Below are 13,898 nucleotides of genomic sequence, written 5' to 3' on the forward strand. Positions count from 1 at the left end.
CCCCGGCGCGTCCACCGACGACAGGAGAGCCCGTGAACGACGTCCGCGATCGCTCCCACCGACTCAACCGAGCCGACGGGATCGCACGGCACGGACGTCTCCGTCGTTCCGGACCCCTCCGGACCGTCGCTGCGCTGGTCGCGAGCGTGGCCGCAGTGGCGCTCGTCAGCACCGCCTCGGTCGCCGCGATCGCCGCGAAGCAGGTGACCGACGACCTCGGTGACGGCGTGCAGATCGAGGGGCAGCCCGCGCCGCGGTCGAACGGCACCAAGGCCCCGTCGCTCAGCGCGTACAAGGGCGGCTTCAACATGCTCGTCGTCGGGACGGACAACGACCCGGACCAGTCCGCGGAGTTCGGGGAGCGCGATGCCACGCTCAACGACGTCAACATCCTGCTCCACGTGTCGGCCGACCACACCAACGCGACCGCGGTGAGCATCCCCCGTGACCTCGTCACCCCGATCCCCGCGTGCAAGAAGACCGACGGCTCCGGGACCGCACCGGCCATGGCTGCGCAGCCGATCAACACCTCGTTCAGCGACGGCGGGCTGAACTGCGTGACCCAGACCGTGCAGGGGCTCACCGGCCTGGACATCCAGTACTCGGCCGCGGTCTCGTTCAACGGCGTCATCGAGATGTCGAACGCGATCGGTGGTGTGCCGGTCTGCGTGGCGCAGCCGATCGAGGACCCCTACACCGGGCTCGACCTGCCCGCCGGCACCTCGACCCTGCAGGGCGACGAAGCCCTCGCGTTCCTCCGGACCCGGCACGGCGTCGGTGACGGTTCCGACCTCGGCCGGATCTCGAGCCAGCAGGTGTTCCTGTCGTCGCTGCTCCGGACCGTGAAGTCGAACGACACCCTCACGTCGCCGCCCACCCTGTACAAGCTGGCCCGCGCCGCGGCGTCGAATATGCAGCTGTCCCAGAGCCTGAACGACATCGGGACGATGGTGCAGATGGGTCGGGCGCTGCAGGACCTCCCGCTGTCGCAGGTGAACTTCGTGCAGTACCCGGGCACGACCGGCGGGACCGGGGTCTACGAGGGCAAGGTCCAGCCGACGACGTACCTGGCCGACCAGTTGTTCGCGAAGATCAAGGCGGACCAGTCGTTCTCCCTGGGGGAGGACAGCACGGGCATCGGGTCCGAGGCGAATGCGGCGCCGTCGGAAGCGGCCTCGTCGCCGGCTGCTGCGGCGCCGTCGGCTCCGGCGTCCGCACCCGCGGCTGCTGCGCCGTCGTCGCCTGCCGCTGCTGCTCCGACTGCCTCCGCGACGCCGGAGACCATCGACGGGCTCGAGGGGCAGTCCGCCGACCAGGAAACGTGCTCCAAGGCCTTCGGCTACTGACCCGGCTGGGGCTCTGGGCCCGCCGGGCTCCCGCCCACGCGAAAGCGACAGTCTGCCGCCGAACATCGGCGGCACACTGTCGCGCTGACGGCACAGACCACGGGCCGTGCTGGGGCACTGTCGCTTTCGCGTACTGGTCGGCCGCCGTGCCCGGACGCAGAAACGGGGGCGCGGTGGTGGACCGCGCCCCCGGAAGCCGCTCCCCGAGCGGGCGCCAGACAACCGGGCGCGCCGGGCCCGGCTCGGAGAGCGACGTCGGTGCTGTGTCGCGACTACGGGGACGAGCCCCGGAATGTGATCGCCGCGTCTCGATGATGCTATTCACCGGGGTACGTCGGGACAACCCCGAGGTGTCCCCACTTCGGGGGACCCGCGTTCTGCGACCGTGCCACGCGCGGGGTGCGGTCGGGTCGAGAGTGGCCCGGTCCTCCTGTATGGTGGTCGGAGCGCTCGCGAGAGTGCTTGGAGACGTCGCATAGTCCGGCCGAGTGCACCACCCTGCTAAGGTGGAGTCCCCTTTAGGGGACCGAGGGTTCAAATCCCTCCGTCTCCGCACTCCATGAAACCCCGGTCCGATCGGACCGGGGTTTCGTCGTCTCCGTGCTGGTCTGCACGCCGCGTGAACCAGGTTCCGGACACGGCACCGCGGAACGGCGTGGTGCTGTGTCCGGAACCAGGTTCTGCCGGGCTGCCGTCAGGCCGTCGCGATGCTCCCTGTCGAGGTCAGCTCGCCAGCGCCGCGCGAACGCCCACGCCGCACGGCACCCGTGGCGACGAGCGTCAGGGCCACGGCGGCCAGGGTGATCCCGGCGCCCGCCCAGATCGGCGAGGTGTAGCCGAGCCCGGCGGCGATGGTGAGCCCACCGATCCAGGCACCGAGCGCGTTGCCGAGGTTGAACGCCGCGATGTTCGCCCCGCTCGCCAGGGTCGGCGCGTGGTCCGCGTACTGCATCACGCGCGTCTGCAGGGCCGGCACCGTAGCGAACCCGAAGGCGCCCATGAGCACGAGTGCGATGACGGTCAGCACGGGCGAGGTCGCGACGAGGGCGAACAGTCCGAGCACCACGGTGAGGGCGACGAGCACGACGAGCAGGGTCCGGTCGATCGAGCGTGCGGCGAGCTTGCCGCCGACGAAGTTCCCGACGAACAGCCCGACGCCGAACACCACGAGCAGCCACGGCACCGCTGACGACGGGAACCCGGACACCGAGGTCAGCGTGTACGCGATGTAGGTGAACGCCCCGAACATCCCGCCGTAGCCGAGCACGGTCATGCCGAGTGACAGCCACACCTGGCCGGAGCGAAAGACGCCGAGCTCGCGGGCCAGTGACGGCGTCTCGGCCTGGCGGACGGCGGGGACGAGCACGAGGACGCCGACCAGGGCGACGACTCCGATCGCGACGATGGCCCAGAAGGTCGAACGCCAGCCGAGCGCCTGGCCGAGGAACGTGCCGAACGGCACCCCGAGCACGTTCGACGCCGTCAGTCCCGTGAACATCAGGGCGACGGCCGAGGCGCGCTTCGAGCGCTCGACCATGTTCGCGGCGACGACGGAGCCGATGCCGAAGAACGCTCCGTGGCAGAGCGCCGCGATGACGCGTCCGGACATCATGACCTCGTAGGTCGGTGCGATCGCCGACAGCGTGTTGCCGATGATGAACAGCACGAGCAGCCCGAGCAGGACGGGCTTGCGGGGGAGCCGGGTGGTGGCGGCGGTCAGGCCGAGGGCGCCGACGATGACGGCGAGTGCGTAGCCGGTGACGAGCCAGCCGGCCGTGGTCTCGGTGACGTCGTAGTCGGCGGCGACCTCGGGCAGCAGGCCGGTGATGACGAACTCGGTCAGTCCGATGCCGAATCCGCCGAGTGCGAGGGCGATGAGTCCCGCGGGCATGGGGGTTCCTTCCGTTGTGCGGTGGCGCTGTGCCGCGTACGCTGGATGTTGCAGACGCGCGGTATCGATAGTTGCACACGCGGGGTATCCGCGCAAGCAACTTCACGCGCCCGCAACGACCGCGGCGACCGACCGCAGCGACCGACCGCGCAGCCGACCAGAAGGAGCCCGATGTCCGTCGACGACACCTCCACCGCTGTCCGTGCCCACGGCTGGCGCACCCTGGCGGCACTGCACGGCCTGATCGAGACGCGACTCGAGCGCGCGCTGCGCGACGTCGACCTGTCCGTGGTCGAGTACACCGTGCTCGATGCGCTGCGCCGGCAGGACGGCTTCCACATGCGCATGCAGCAGCTCGCCCGCGCAGCGGCCCTCAGTCCGAGCGCCACGACCCGGCTGGTCAACCGACTCGAGGAACGTGCGCTGCTCACCCGCGTGCTCTGCGCCGACGACCGCCGCGGGCTCTACACGGAGCTCACCCACGCCGGTCAGCGGCTGCTGGATGCGGCCACGCCGATCCACGCCGCTGCGCTCGAGGGGGCGCTCGCCGAAGCGCGCGAGGTCCCGGAACTCGAAGAACTCGCGGTCGCGGTCGACCGGCTCGAGGGTGCCAGCGTCTGATCCGTCGGCCGGGAGGCCCGGATCACCGCCGCCCCGCGCGCTGCGGTCGCGGGGTGGTGGCGTCTCAGGCCCGCGGCGGCGCCGTCGTGGACCGCACGACGAGCGACGGCGGCACCAGGACCCGGCTCGGAGCGGGTCGTTCGGCCGCGCCGACGAGCTCCACGAGCCGGTTCGCCGCGAGCCGCCCGACCTCGTCGTTGTGCGGGTCGACCGTGGTCAGACGCAGCAGGGGTGAGGCGGCGAGCGGCGTCTCGTCGTTGCCGACCACCGAGACGTCCTCGGGGACACGGAGTCCGGCTTCGCGCACGGCGGCGATCGCGCCCATCGCCATGACGTCGTTCGCGGCGAACACCGCCGTCAGGTCCGGGTGGTCCCGCAGTGCGCGGCGGGTGCCCTCGTACCCGGTCGTCTCGGACGTCGGGCCGTCGCCGAAGACCAGTGGCGCGATGCCGGACGCGACCATCCGCGCGACGGTGCCCTCGCGGCGGACCGCAGCCGGGCCTCCCGAGCCGGTGACGTGGACGATGCGGCGGTGACCGAGTCCGATCAGGTGATCCGCTGCCAACCGGCCGCCGGCGGCCTCGTCCGAGGCGACGACGTCGAGCCCGCCGGGCACGTCGGCCCGGGCGCCGGCGACGACGACGGGGGTGTCGGCCGGCACGACGAGGTCGGGGAAGCCCTCGGCGGCGAGGACGACGCCGTCGACCCGCAGCGAGACGAGGTCGTCGAACGGCGAGGAGTCGAGGTGGGCGTTCGCACGGGTGTCCGCCAGGGTGAGTCGCAGGCCGTGTGGTGCGAGCGCGTCACGGATGCCGTCGAGCAGCGGGACGAACCACGGGTTGCGGAAGTCGTCGACGATGACCCCGACGGTGCGGGTCCGGGTTCCGGCGAGGATCGCGGCGGCGCGGTTCGGGCGGTAGCCGAGCTCGGCGGCGGCCGCGAGCACGGCCGAGCGGCGTGCGTCGGAGACGCCCGGGTCGTCGCGGAGCACCATCGAGACGAGTGACTTCGAGACGCCGGCACGGGTCGCGACGTCGATGATCGTCGGGGGTCGTGACACGCGGCTCCTTGACAGGACATGGGGTGGTCGGGCTACAGTCTACCGACACGTTCTGGAACGTTCCAGAATCGGCACCGGACTTCTCGAAGGAGAGAACCATGAGCGACAGCATCGGCGTCGCCGTCATCGGGGCGGGCATGGCGGGCAAGGCCCACATGGCCGCGTGGCGGAACGCACCCTCACTCTTCGCCCCGACGCTGCCGCCCGTGCGGCTCGTGTCGATCGGCGACGTGTACGAGCCGTTGGCGGCCGAGGCTGCGCAGCGCTTCGGCTACGCCCGCCACGACACGGACTGGCGAGCCATCGCCGAGGCCGACGACATCGACGTCGTGAGCGTCGTCGTCGCGAACAAGCTGCACCGCGAGATCGTCGAGGGGCTGCTGGCCGCCGGCAAGCACGTCCTGTGCGAGAAGCCGCTGTCGGACTCGCTCGAGGACGCACGGGCGATGGCCACCGCGGCCACCGAGGCATCGCAGCGCGGGCTCGTCGCCCGCGTCGGCTTCACCTACCGCCGCGCCCCTGGCCTCGCCGCGATCAAGCAGCTCGTCGAGGACGGCACGCTCGGCCGTGTCCTGCACGTCTCCGCCCGTTACTGGACCGACTACGGCTCGTCGCCCGACGTGCCCTTCTCGTGGCGCTTCGCGGGTGCCCCCGGCACCGGAGCCCTCGCCGACGTCGGCTCGCACCTGGCGTACGTGGCCGAGTTCCTGGCCGGCGAGGTGCAGAGCGTCAACGGCGGCATGTTCACCACCGCGATCACGAAGCGCCCGATCGCCGCCGGGTTCGCCCTGCGCGGCCAGGCCGTCCCGCTGACCGGTGAGTTCGCCGACGTCGAGAACGACGACTACGCCACCTTCAACGCACGCTTCGGCGACGGCTCCGTGGTGGGCTCGCTCGAGGTGTCCCGGGTCGCCACGGCGCACCCGAACGGCCTGGTCATCGAGGTCTTCTGCGAGAACGGTGCAGCGCGCTGGGACCAGGAGCGCGCCTCGGAGATCGGCCTCGCGCTGCAGTCCGACGGCTCCCGCCTCGGTGGGTACCGCCAGGTCGTCCTCGGCCCGGACCACCCCTACGTCGCCGGCGGCATGGCGATGGACGCGCCCGGTGTCGGCTGGGGGCAGAACCAGATGTTCGAGTACCAGGCACGCGCGTTCCTCGACGAGGTCGCCGGCGTCGCGGACCCGCTGCCGGCCAACGCCACGTTCGACGACGGCGTGCACAACATGGAGATCCTCGACGCGGTGGCACGGTCCGCCGGGGCCGGTGGGGCCTCCCTCGACGTGCCGTCCGTCCGCACCACCGAAGGAGCGCACGCATGAAGCTCGGTCTCTACAACGCCATCTTCCACGACCGGCCGCTCGCCGAGGCCCTGACGGCCATCGCGGGCAACGGCCTGACCGGCATCGAGCTGAACACCGGCGGGTTCCTGCCGCCGGTGCACGTGCCGGACATCGACGCGATCCTCGAGGACGACGCAGCACGTGACGCCTTCCTCGCGCAGTTCGAGGGCACCGGGGTGTCCATCGCCGGCCTGAACTGCAACGGCAACCCACTGCACCCGGACCGAGCGATCGGTCAGGCCCACGCCGAGGACATCCGGCGCAGCATCCGCCTCGCCGCCCGCCTCGGGCAGGACCGCGTCGTCACGATGTCCGGGCTGCCGGCGGGCGAGCCCGGCGGCGCCCGACCGAACTGGATCGTGAACGCCTGGAACTCCGCCGCGCTCGACGTCATCGAGTACCAGTGGAGCGTCGCCGTGCCGTTCTGGCAGGAGATCGATGCCCTAGCGCGGGAGCACGGGGTCAAGGTGGCGCTCGAGCTGCACCCGCAGAACGTGGTGTTCAACCCGGCGACGATCCGCGAGCTCGTGCAGCGCGGTGGCCTGACGAACACCGGCGTCGAACTCGACGCGAGTCACCTGTTCTGGCAGCAGATGGACCCGGTGGCGGTCGTCCGCGACCTCGGCGACCTGGTGTTCCACGCCGCTGCGAAGGACGTCCGGATCAACCCGCACGCGGCGATCAACGGCGTGCTCGACAACTCGTTCCGTCGGCTGTCGCCGGACGAGCCGCGCACGAACCTCGGTGGCGACGAGTGGGCGAACGAGTGGCCGAAGCCGTCCGCGTGGGACTTCGTCGCGCTCGGCAAGGGCCACGACGAGGCGTACTGGTCGGCGTTCCTCGAGGCCCTGCGCGAGGTGGACCCGGACATGTGGGTCAACATCGAGCACGAGGACACCGAGCTCGGTCGCGAAGAAGGGGTCGCGGTCGCCGCGAAGGTCCTGCTCGCAGCCGACACGGCGCTCACGACGCGCGCGTGAGTCGCGTCTGAGACGCACCACGTGATCTGGACGGGAGGCTCGTGGGACGTGCGCCGATCGGCGCACGCTCCACGGGCCTCCCGTCCAGTGCGCATCGGTGACACGCCCACCGGGCGCTGTCACCGGACCGATGTAGCATGCACGACACCTGTCCCGAGACGAGGAGCCCTGCGTGCCGGAGCCGACCGACCCCGCCTTCCCCCTCGAGCGCATCCGAGAGGTCGGCGACGCCATCGTCGCGTCCGTCTCGACGGTGATCGACGGCAAGACCGAGGCGATCCGCACCGCCCTCACCGTGATGCTGGCCGAGGGGCACCTGCTCGTCGAGGACGTCCCCGGCGTCGGCAAGACGGTCCTGGCGAAGGCACTCGGCGCCTCGGTGGGCGGCTCGGTGAACCGCATCCAGTTCACGTCCGACATGCTGCCGTCGGACGTCACCGGGGTGAACATCTTCGACCAGTCCTCTGGCACGTTCCGGTTCTCACCGGGGCCGGTGTTCGCGAACGTCGTCATCGGTGACGAGATCAACCGCACCAGCCCGAAGACCCAGTCCGCCCTGCTCGAGGCGATGGCGGAGTCGCAGGTCACGGTCGACGGCGTGACCCGGCTGCTCGACCGCCCCTTCATGATCGTGGCGACGCAGAACCCGATCGACATGGAGGGCACCTACCCGTTGCCCGAGGCCCAGCGTGACCGTTTCATGGCGCGCATCACGATGGGGTACCCGAGCGTCGACGCCGAACGGCAGATGCTCGCGAACCGCGGCGGCGGCGACCCGCTCTCGCACCTGCGACCGATCGTCGACGTGACCACGCTGCGCGGGATCATCGAGGCCGTGGCGAACGTCCACATCGCCCCCGACGTCGAGGCGTACGTCATCGCGATCGTCCGCTCCACCCGCACCCACCCCGACCTGGTGCTCGGCGCCAGCCCCCGCGCGACGCTGCACCTGGCCCAGGCGGCCCGTGCCCACGCGGCGTTGCTCGGCCGGCCGTTCGTCACGCCGGACGACGTCGCCGCCCTGGCACCGATCGTGCTCGCCCACCGGCTCGTGCCGGTGGCGCGCGGACTCGGCGGCACGGGCGAGGACACCGTGCGCGAGATCGTCGTCCGCATCGTCTCCGACACCGCCGTGCCGTTCACGGCGACCCCCGTCCGCTCCTGATGCCCGGCCGATCGGCACCGTCGTCGCTGCTGCGGCGCACCGGTGCCGCGCGCTCGACGCTCGGGCGCTTCGGCCGCCGTGGGCTGTCCCTGCTCCGGCGCACGCCGTTCCCCCGTCCGACCGTGCGCGGCTGGACCGTCATCGCGATCGGCATCGGGCTGATCGGGGGCGGACTCGTGGGCACCACCAGCGTCGCCGTCTCGGCCGGGCTGCTGCTGCTCGTGCTCGTCGTGCTCGGCATCGTGATGGCGTTCGTGGTCGCCGCACCGCTCCGGGGCAGCCGGAGCACGGCCCGCGCGATCGTGCAGGTCGGCGAGGTGTACCGCGAGCGGATCACCCTCGGCAGCACCAGTCTGCCGATCGGACCGCGGTCGACCCTGCTCGTCCGCGAACAGCTCGAGGACGCCTTCGCCAGTGCGTCCGAGGCAGAGACCTACGCGCTCGTCGGCCCGGGCCTGCCGCCAGCGGTGCTCGACGTCGAGGCACTCGCGATGCACCGCGGCCGCACGCTCGTCGGACCCGTCACCATCCGGGTCGAGGACCCCTTCGGCCTGCTCCGCATCGACCGCCCGGTGGTGCCGGCGGAAGAGGTCGTCGTCGTCCCCGCGAGCGCACCCCTCGCCGCGATCGACACCGGCGCCCTCGCCGGGGCCGTCTCCGCCGACGAAGGACGGGTCGGGCAGGGCGGGTCCGCCGACGACAGCGAACTCCGGCCGTACCGTCCCGGCGACCCGATCCGTCGGGTGCATTGGGCGCAGAGTGCTCGCCGCGGCGAACTGCACGTCCGGCAGACCACGCAGGCACAACCACCCGAGGCCGTCATCGCGCTCGACGTCCGGCGCGAGTCCTACCAGGGCCTCGGGCGTGAGGACCTGGCGGAGCTGTCCGACCTGGGCGGTGACCAGGCCTTCGAACACGCCGTCGTCGTCGCCGCCAGTGTCGCCCGCGCCCTCGCCGCCCGGACCTCGCGCGTCGTGCTCGTGAGCGACGGGCCGTCCGGCAGCACCCGGCACGCCGGCGACGTCGGCGGCCTCACCGACGTGCTCGTCGGACTCGCGGACGTCCGGCTCCGCAGCGACGCTCGTCCGGTCACCGAGGTCCTGCCCGAGGTGCGTGGGCGGGACGTGCACGGCATGACCGCGGTGGTCACCGGCAACTGCACCGCCGAGCAAGCGGCTGAACTCGTGACGGCGACGAGCGGATCGAGCCGCGGGATCATGGCGACGATCGTGCCGCCGGACCCGGTGGTCCGCGGGATCCTCGACCGCGGTGGTTGGCGCACCCTCGTGGTGCCGGTCGCCGGGGCGACCGCGTCCGGAGCCGCACGGTGAGCGGCGCCGCTGCGTCGTCGCGCCGGCCCGTCGACGTGCGCGAGGTCCTGGACCGCGACGACGACACCCGTGACACCCCGAGCACCTGGGTCGTCGCGCTCGCCCCGGTGCCCGTGCTCATCGCCGCGCTCGCGATCCGCCCGCTCGTGCAGGGCACCGCCTGGTGGGTGTCCGGCGTCGTGGTCGTCGCGGTGCTCGTGGCCGTCATGCTCGCGGTGCGTCGCCGGGCCCCCGGGGTCCGGTTCGTGGCACTCGTCGCCACCCTCGTGCTGTGCTCGTGCGCCGCCGCCCTGGTCAACGACGTGCAACCCCTCGGCTGGCTCGACGCCGACGGAGCGCTGGGCGAGACGCTCGCCGCCATCCGCCTGAACCCCGCGCCGTTGCCGCAGACCGACGCGATCCGACTGGTCGTGACCGTGTCGATCGCCTGGGTGGCGGGCGTCTCGTTGTTCCTCGCCGCGATCGCCCGGATCCCGTCGCTCGCCGCCGCGCCGGCACTCGTCATCCTCATCGTCCCGGGGATCATCACCGGACAGCCGGCGAGCACCGCGCTCGTGATCACCACAGCCGTCGCCTTCCTCGCCCTGCTGTGGCTGTCGGTCCGACCCGTGCAGCGAGCGGTCCCGGCCGCGGTCGTCGGTGCGATCGGGCTCGTCGTCGCGATCGGCCTGCCCGCGATCGTGCCGCTCAACGCGAGCTGGCTGTCCGGCGTCACCGGGGCCATCCAGTCGCCGATCCAACCCGGGCGACCCGGCACCCTGCTCGAGCTCGGCAACGACCTGCGGCAGCCGAGCGAACTCGAGGTGCTCCGCTACCGGTCGTCCGACGGCCAGCCCGAGTACCTCAAGCTCGCCGACCTGGACGAGTTCGGCACCGGGGACTGGGTGCCGACGGTGACGAACGCCGCCGAGGCCGACACCGCCGACCAGCAGCAGTGGGCCGAGGGCGTGAACCCCCGCCTGGCGACCCGCGGCGACGTCACGGTCCGGATCACCGGGCTGTCGAGCACGTACCTGCCGGTGCCGTCCGGGGCGGTGTCGATCGAGTCGCGTTCCACCAACCTCGACCTGTCGCAGTGGCGCTGGATGGGGTCCTCGAGCACCGTGCGATCGACCGGTCCGGCCACGCCGCGCGGTGCGACGTACGAGGTCTACGGTGCCTCGACCTTCGCGAACGCGTACCTCGACGCCGTCGCGGCCTCGGGTGTCCTGTCCCGTGCCGACGGCCGGGGGTTCCGGGAGCCGAGCGGCGACCAGCTGCAGACCGACCTGACGCTGCCGAAGGACCTGCCCGCGAACATCACGTCGACCGCGGAGCGGGTGGCCGGGGCCGCGTCCGACGACTACGCCCAGGCCCGCGCCCTCGAGCAGTGGTTCCGCAGCGACCTGTTCACCTACTCCGAGACGGCCCCCGTCGAGCAGGGCTACGACGGCGACAGCATGGACGTCGTCTCGACCTTCCTGCAGGTGCGCGAGGGCTACTGCGTGCACTTCTCGTCGGCGATGGCCGTGATGGCCCGGACGCTCGGCATCCCGTCCCGGATCGCGGTGGGGTATCGGGCCGGGGCAGCGCAGCCCGGAGGTGAGTACGCGGTGTCGAACCGGCAGCTGCACTCCTGGCCCGAGCTGTACATCAAGGGGGCCGGCTGGGTCGCGTTCGAGCCGACGCCGGACTCCGACGCGGCAGCGCAGCCCTCGACCGAACCCACGGAGACCCCGACCGCGGCGACGCCCGAGTCCCCGCTGCCCGCGCCCGAGCAGTCCGCCCCCGCCGAGTCCTCGGCGACGCCGACCCCCTCGGCGTCGGCGCAGCCCGGTGCGGCCGGTGCCTCGGGTGGCAGCGGTCCGGCCGGCCTGCTGTTCGGCGCGGCACTCGTCCTCGCGTTGCTCATCGCCCCCGGACTCGTCCGAGCACTCCGACGGCGGTCGCGGTTGTCCGCCGTCGCCGCTGGTCGCTCGCCGGCGGTGAACGCCTGGCGTGAGGCCCTCGACGACGTCGCCGACCACGGCTACGCCCCGGGGCTGGCACCCCCCGGTGACGCAGGGGCTGCGGCCCGGACTGCCCGAGCCGTCCTCGGGCGACTCCGCCCGGTGCTGCCGGCATCAGCGCTCCCGCACCTCGACGCCGTGGTCGACGCCGTCGACCGTGAACGGTTCGCGGCCGGCGGGGTCGCAGCGGTCGACGGCGAGGCGCTCGTGCAGCACGTGCAGCAGGCGCGGGAGGCGCTCGACGCCTCGGTCTCCGGTGGACGGGTGCTGCGGTCGCGCCTGCTGCCGCCGAGCCTGCTGCCGTCGTCCGCGTGGTCGCACGAGGGCCGTCGGCGCTCCCGTCGCCCTGCCTGACCCCGCCTGACCCCGGAGTCTCGGCTGGTGCGAGGTTGGCCACTCGGTGCGGCGCAACAAGCTCGCACCGAGTGGTCAACGCCGCACTACGCCGCAGCACCACGCCAGAGCGCCACGCCGCAGCACCATGCCGCCGCCCGGTCAGCGGCGGCGGACGACCGCCTCGACCAGGGCGGCGATGACCTCGCCGGGGTCGACCCCCGGCAGCGCGGGCCCGTCGAACACGACCCCGACGTTGGCGGCGACGAGCGCCGTGGCGAAGGCGTCGAGCGGCATGCCGGCGTCGACCTCCGGGTGCGCCCCGAACCACAGTCGCACCAGCTCGTGCACGCCGTCCTGCAGCACCCGTCGCTGCCGCACGAACTCGGGCAGCAGATCGGTGTGTCGGATCGCGTAGGCGCGGAACTCCGACAGCAGGGCGAACTGCGCGCGCTGGTCGTGCCGTCCGAAGGCTGCCCGCACGACGTCCGCGATGTCCGCCGCGGCGATGTCGGCGCGGATGAGCTCCTGCAGCGACCCGAGCACCAGGTTCGTCCCGCGCTGCATGACCTGCGCGAGGAGGTCCTCCTTCGACGAGAAGTTCGAGTAGACCGCGCCCTTGCTGAACCCGGCACGGGCGGCGACCTCGTCGAGACGCGCGCCGTGCACGCCCTGTTCGGCGAAGACGGCAGCGCCGGCGATGAGGAGACGTTCTCGGACCTCGGCCCGTGGTGTCCGCGGCGTGGGGGAGTCGGAGACGTCGTCGTTCATCGTTCCTGCCGGGGCGGGGCACCGGGGCTGAAACCCGGGCGGGCGAGCTGGGGGCGGGCGAGCTTGGGGCGGGCGAGTTTGGGGTGGGAGACCTGCCGCGCCGCGCGTCTGATCACGCGCGGCATCAGCGAAGCCCCCATCACCACGTCTGCGCGGAACCGCCGCGTTCGGGTCGCGTCGGTTCGGTGCGGACGACATGAGCCGGGTCCATACCCGACGGTAGGGATGCTACGCCGGAGCACTGACAGATGACACCCCTCAGTCGTCGAACGAGGAATCCGTTGCCGTGTCGTGTTTTTCGCGCACACTGCCCGCTCCCGTGCGCCGTCCGGGGCGTCGGAGCAGCCGGAGTGCGTCGGGTCGCAGGCTCCGCCCGCGCCGCAGCAGCGAGCCGAGCGTCGACTTCGGCTGCCAGTCACGACCGTTGGGCAGTCCCCAGCCGCGGCGGACCGCACCCCAGCGCAGACCGAGCGACAGCGCGATCGCGGCCACGATCCCGATCGACGGCGACCCGAGGGCGGACGCGACGACCATCACCACCGACGCCGCGACGGCCACGGTGGCGTACAGCGCGTTCCCACCGAACACCGCGGGCACCCGGCGGAGCAGCAGGTCCCGCATCGCGCCGCCGCCCACCGCGGTGATCGTCCCCATGATGATCGCGGCTGGCCACTCCAGGCCGGCGTCGTAGGTGCGCTGCACCCCGACCACCGCCCAGAACCCGATCACCGCGGCGTCGAGCACGGTGAACAACCGGTCCCAGGTGATCTCGGAGAACGACACGAAGAAGGCGATGAGTGCCCCGGCCAGGGCGACCGGCACGTAGAGCGGGTCGACGAGTGCGACCGGGGGGCCGTTCTGCAGCAGGGTGTCGCGCAGCATGCCGCCGCCGAGCCCCGAGACGAAGCCGACGACCAGGAACCCGAACAGGTCGAAGTCCATCGCGCGGGCGATCGATCCACCGAGCAGGGCGGACGCGAACACCCCGGCGAGGTCGAGCAGGTTCGTGACCGACGCCAGGCCATCGACGGACAGCAGGTTCATGAGAACCATCAAACCCCACGCTGGACGA

Annotated in this window: 11 protein-coding genes and 1 tRNA gene; 8 read left to right on the forward strand and 4 right to left on the reverse strand. The window is 72.3% G+C overall.

The genetic code is table 11. The features are described 5' to 3' along the window. Positions 1 to 155: 155 nt before the first annotated feature. Both HQQ88_RS08050 and HQQ88_RS08055 read left to right on the forward strand, forming a co-directional pair. Positions 156 to 1,346: an LCP family protein gene (locus HQQ88_RS08050; RefSeq protein ID WP_367916996.1), complete on the forward strand. Its 1,191-nt coding sequence runs from the start codon at positions 156 to 158 to the stop codon at positions 1,344 to 1,346. Between the two features lie 464 nt (positions 1,347 to 1,810). Further along, positions 1,811 to 1,899, forward strand: a tRNA-Ser gene (locus tag HQQ88_RS08055). A gap of 141 nt (positions 1,900 to 2,040) precedes the next feature. Here HQQ88_RS08055 and HQQ88_RS08060 read toward each other — a convergent pair. Next, complete coding sequence (locus HQQ88_RS08060) at positions 2,041 to 3,237, reverse strand: MFS transporter (RefSeq protein ID WP_173169142.1); 1,197 nt, start codon at positions 3,235 to 3,237, stop codon at positions 2,041 to 2,043. A gap of 171 nt (positions 3,238 to 3,408) precedes the next feature. Here HQQ88_RS08060 and HQQ88_RS08065 point away from each other — a divergent pair, with 171 nt between their 5' ends. Continuing rightward, on the forward strand, positions 3,409 to 3,858 hold the full coding sequence (locus HQQ88_RS08065; RefSeq protein WP_123291868.1) for a MarR family winged helix-turn-helix transcriptional regulator: 450 nt from the start codon (positions 3,409 to 3,411) through the stop codon (positions 3,856 to 3,858). A gap of 64 nt (positions 3,859 to 3,922) precedes the next feature. Here HQQ88_RS08065 and HQQ88_RS08070 read toward each other — a convergent pair whose 3' ends face one another. Further along, complete coding sequence (locus tag HQQ88_RS08070; RefSeq protein ID WP_173169143.1) at positions 3,923 to 4,918, reverse strand: LacI family DNA-binding transcriptional regulator; 996 nt, start codon at positions 4,916 to 4,918, stop codon at positions 3,923 to 3,925. A gap of 98 nt (positions 4,919 to 5,016) precedes the next feature. Here HQQ88_RS08070 and HQQ88_RS08075 point away from each other — a divergent pair, with 98 nt between their 5' ends. The 5 genes from HQQ88_RS08075 to HQQ88_RS08095 all read left to right on the forward strand — a co-directional run bounded on the left by HQQ88_RS08075 (position 5,017) and on the right by HQQ88_RS08095 (position 12,076). Next, the gene (locus tag HQQ88_RS08075; protein ID WP_123673881.1) at positions 5,017 to 6,237 is read left to right on the forward strand and encodes a Gfo/Idh/MocA family protein; all 1,221 of its coding nucleotides are present in this window, start codon (positions 5,017 to 5,019) and stop codon (positions 6,235 to 6,237) included. Then, complete coding sequence (locus HQQ88_RS08080; RefSeq protein ID WP_173169144.1) at positions 6,234 to 7,238, forward strand: sugar phosphate isomerase/epimerase; 1,005 nt, start codon at positions 6,234 to 6,236, stop codon at positions 7,236 to 7,238. Before HQQ88_RS08075 ends, HQQ88_RS08080 begins: the two co-directional genes overlap by 4 nt. A gap of 172 nt (positions 7,239 to 7,410) precedes the next feature. Beyond that, positions 7,411 to 8,403: a MoxR family ATPase gene (locus HQQ88_RS08085; protein ID WP_235035938.1), complete on the forward strand. Its 993-nt coding sequence runs from the start codon at positions 7,411 to 7,413 to the stop codon at positions 8,401 to 8,403. After that, positions 8,403 to 9,734, forward strand: a complete 1,332-nt coding sequence (locus HQQ88_RS08090; protein ID WP_123673877.1) for a DUF58 domain-containing protein — start codon at positions 8,403 to 8,405, stop codon at positions 9,732 to 9,734. Before HQQ88_RS08085 ends, HQQ88_RS08090 begins: the two co-directional genes overlap by 1 nt. After that, on the forward strand, positions 9,731 to 12,076 hold the full coding sequence (locus HQQ88_RS08095; RefSeq protein WP_173169145.1) for a DUF3488 and transglutaminase-like domain-containing protein: 2,346 nt from the start codon (positions 9,731 to 9,733) through the stop codon (positions 12,074 to 12,076). Before HQQ88_RS08090 ends, HQQ88_RS08095 begins: the two co-directional genes overlap by 4 nt. 141 nt (positions 12,077 to 12,217) lie before the next feature. Here HQQ88_RS08095 and HQQ88_RS08100 read toward each other — a convergent pair whose 3' ends face one another. Together HQQ88_RS08100 and HQQ88_RS08105 are read right to left on the reverse strand one after the other, a co-directional pair. Continuing rightward, positions 12,218 to 12,826 (reverse strand): TetR/AcrR family transcriptional regulator, encoded by a 609-nt coding sequence (locus tag HQQ88_RS08100; protein ID WP_159573171.1) that lies wholly within the window; start codon positions 12,824 to 12,826, stop codon positions 12,218 to 12,220. Positions 12,827 to 13,084: 258 nt separating this feature from the next. Further along, positions 13,085 to 13,870, reverse strand: a complete 786-nt coding sequence (locus HQQ88_RS08105) for a trimeric intracellular cation channel family protein (RefSeq protein ID WP_173169146.1) — start codon at positions 13,868 to 13,870, stop codon at positions 13,085 to 13,087. Positions 13,871 to 13,898: the final 28 nt, after the last annotated feature.

The sequence above is a fragment of the Curtobacterium sp. VKM Ac-2861 genome (assembly GCF_013204965.1).
In the GTDB taxonomy this organism is placed as follows: domain Bacteria; phylum Actinomycetota; class Actinomycetes; order Actinomycetales; family Microbacteriaceae; genus Curtobacterium.

What these genes read in the sequence shown, in the direction of transcription:
- HQQ88_RS08080 (WP_173169144.1), top strand. Translation starts at nt 6,234, where the DNA reads ATGAAGCTCGGTCTCTACAACGCCATCTTCCACGACCGGCCGCTCGCC.
- HQQ88_RS08065 (WP_123291868.1), top strand. Translation starts at nt 3,409, where the DNA reads ATGTCCGTCGACGACACCTCCACCGCTGTCCGTGCCCACGGCTGGCGC.
- HQQ88_RS08075 (WP_123673881.1), top strand. Translation starts at nt 5,017, where the DNA reads ATGAGCGACAGCATCGGCGTCGCCGTCATCGGGGCGGGCATGGCGGGC.
- HQQ88_RS08060 (WP_173169142.1), bottom strand. Translation starts at nt 3,237, where the DNA reads ATGCCCGCGGGACTCATCGCCCTCGCACTCGGCGGATTCGGCATCGGA.
- HQQ88_RS08105 (WP_173169146.1), bottom strand. Translation starts at nt 13,870, where the DNA reads ATGAACCTGCTGTCCGTCGATGGCCTGGCGTCGGTCACGAACCTGCTC.
- HQQ88_RS08100 (WP_159573171.1), bottom strand. Translation starts at nt 12,826, where the DNA reads ATGAACGACGACGTCTCCGACTCCCCCACGCCGCGGACACCACGGGCC.
- HQQ88_RS08090 (WP_123673877.1), top strand. Translation starts at nt 8,403, where the DNA reads ATGCCCGGCCGATCGGCACCGTCGTCGCTGCTGCGGCGCACCGGTGCC.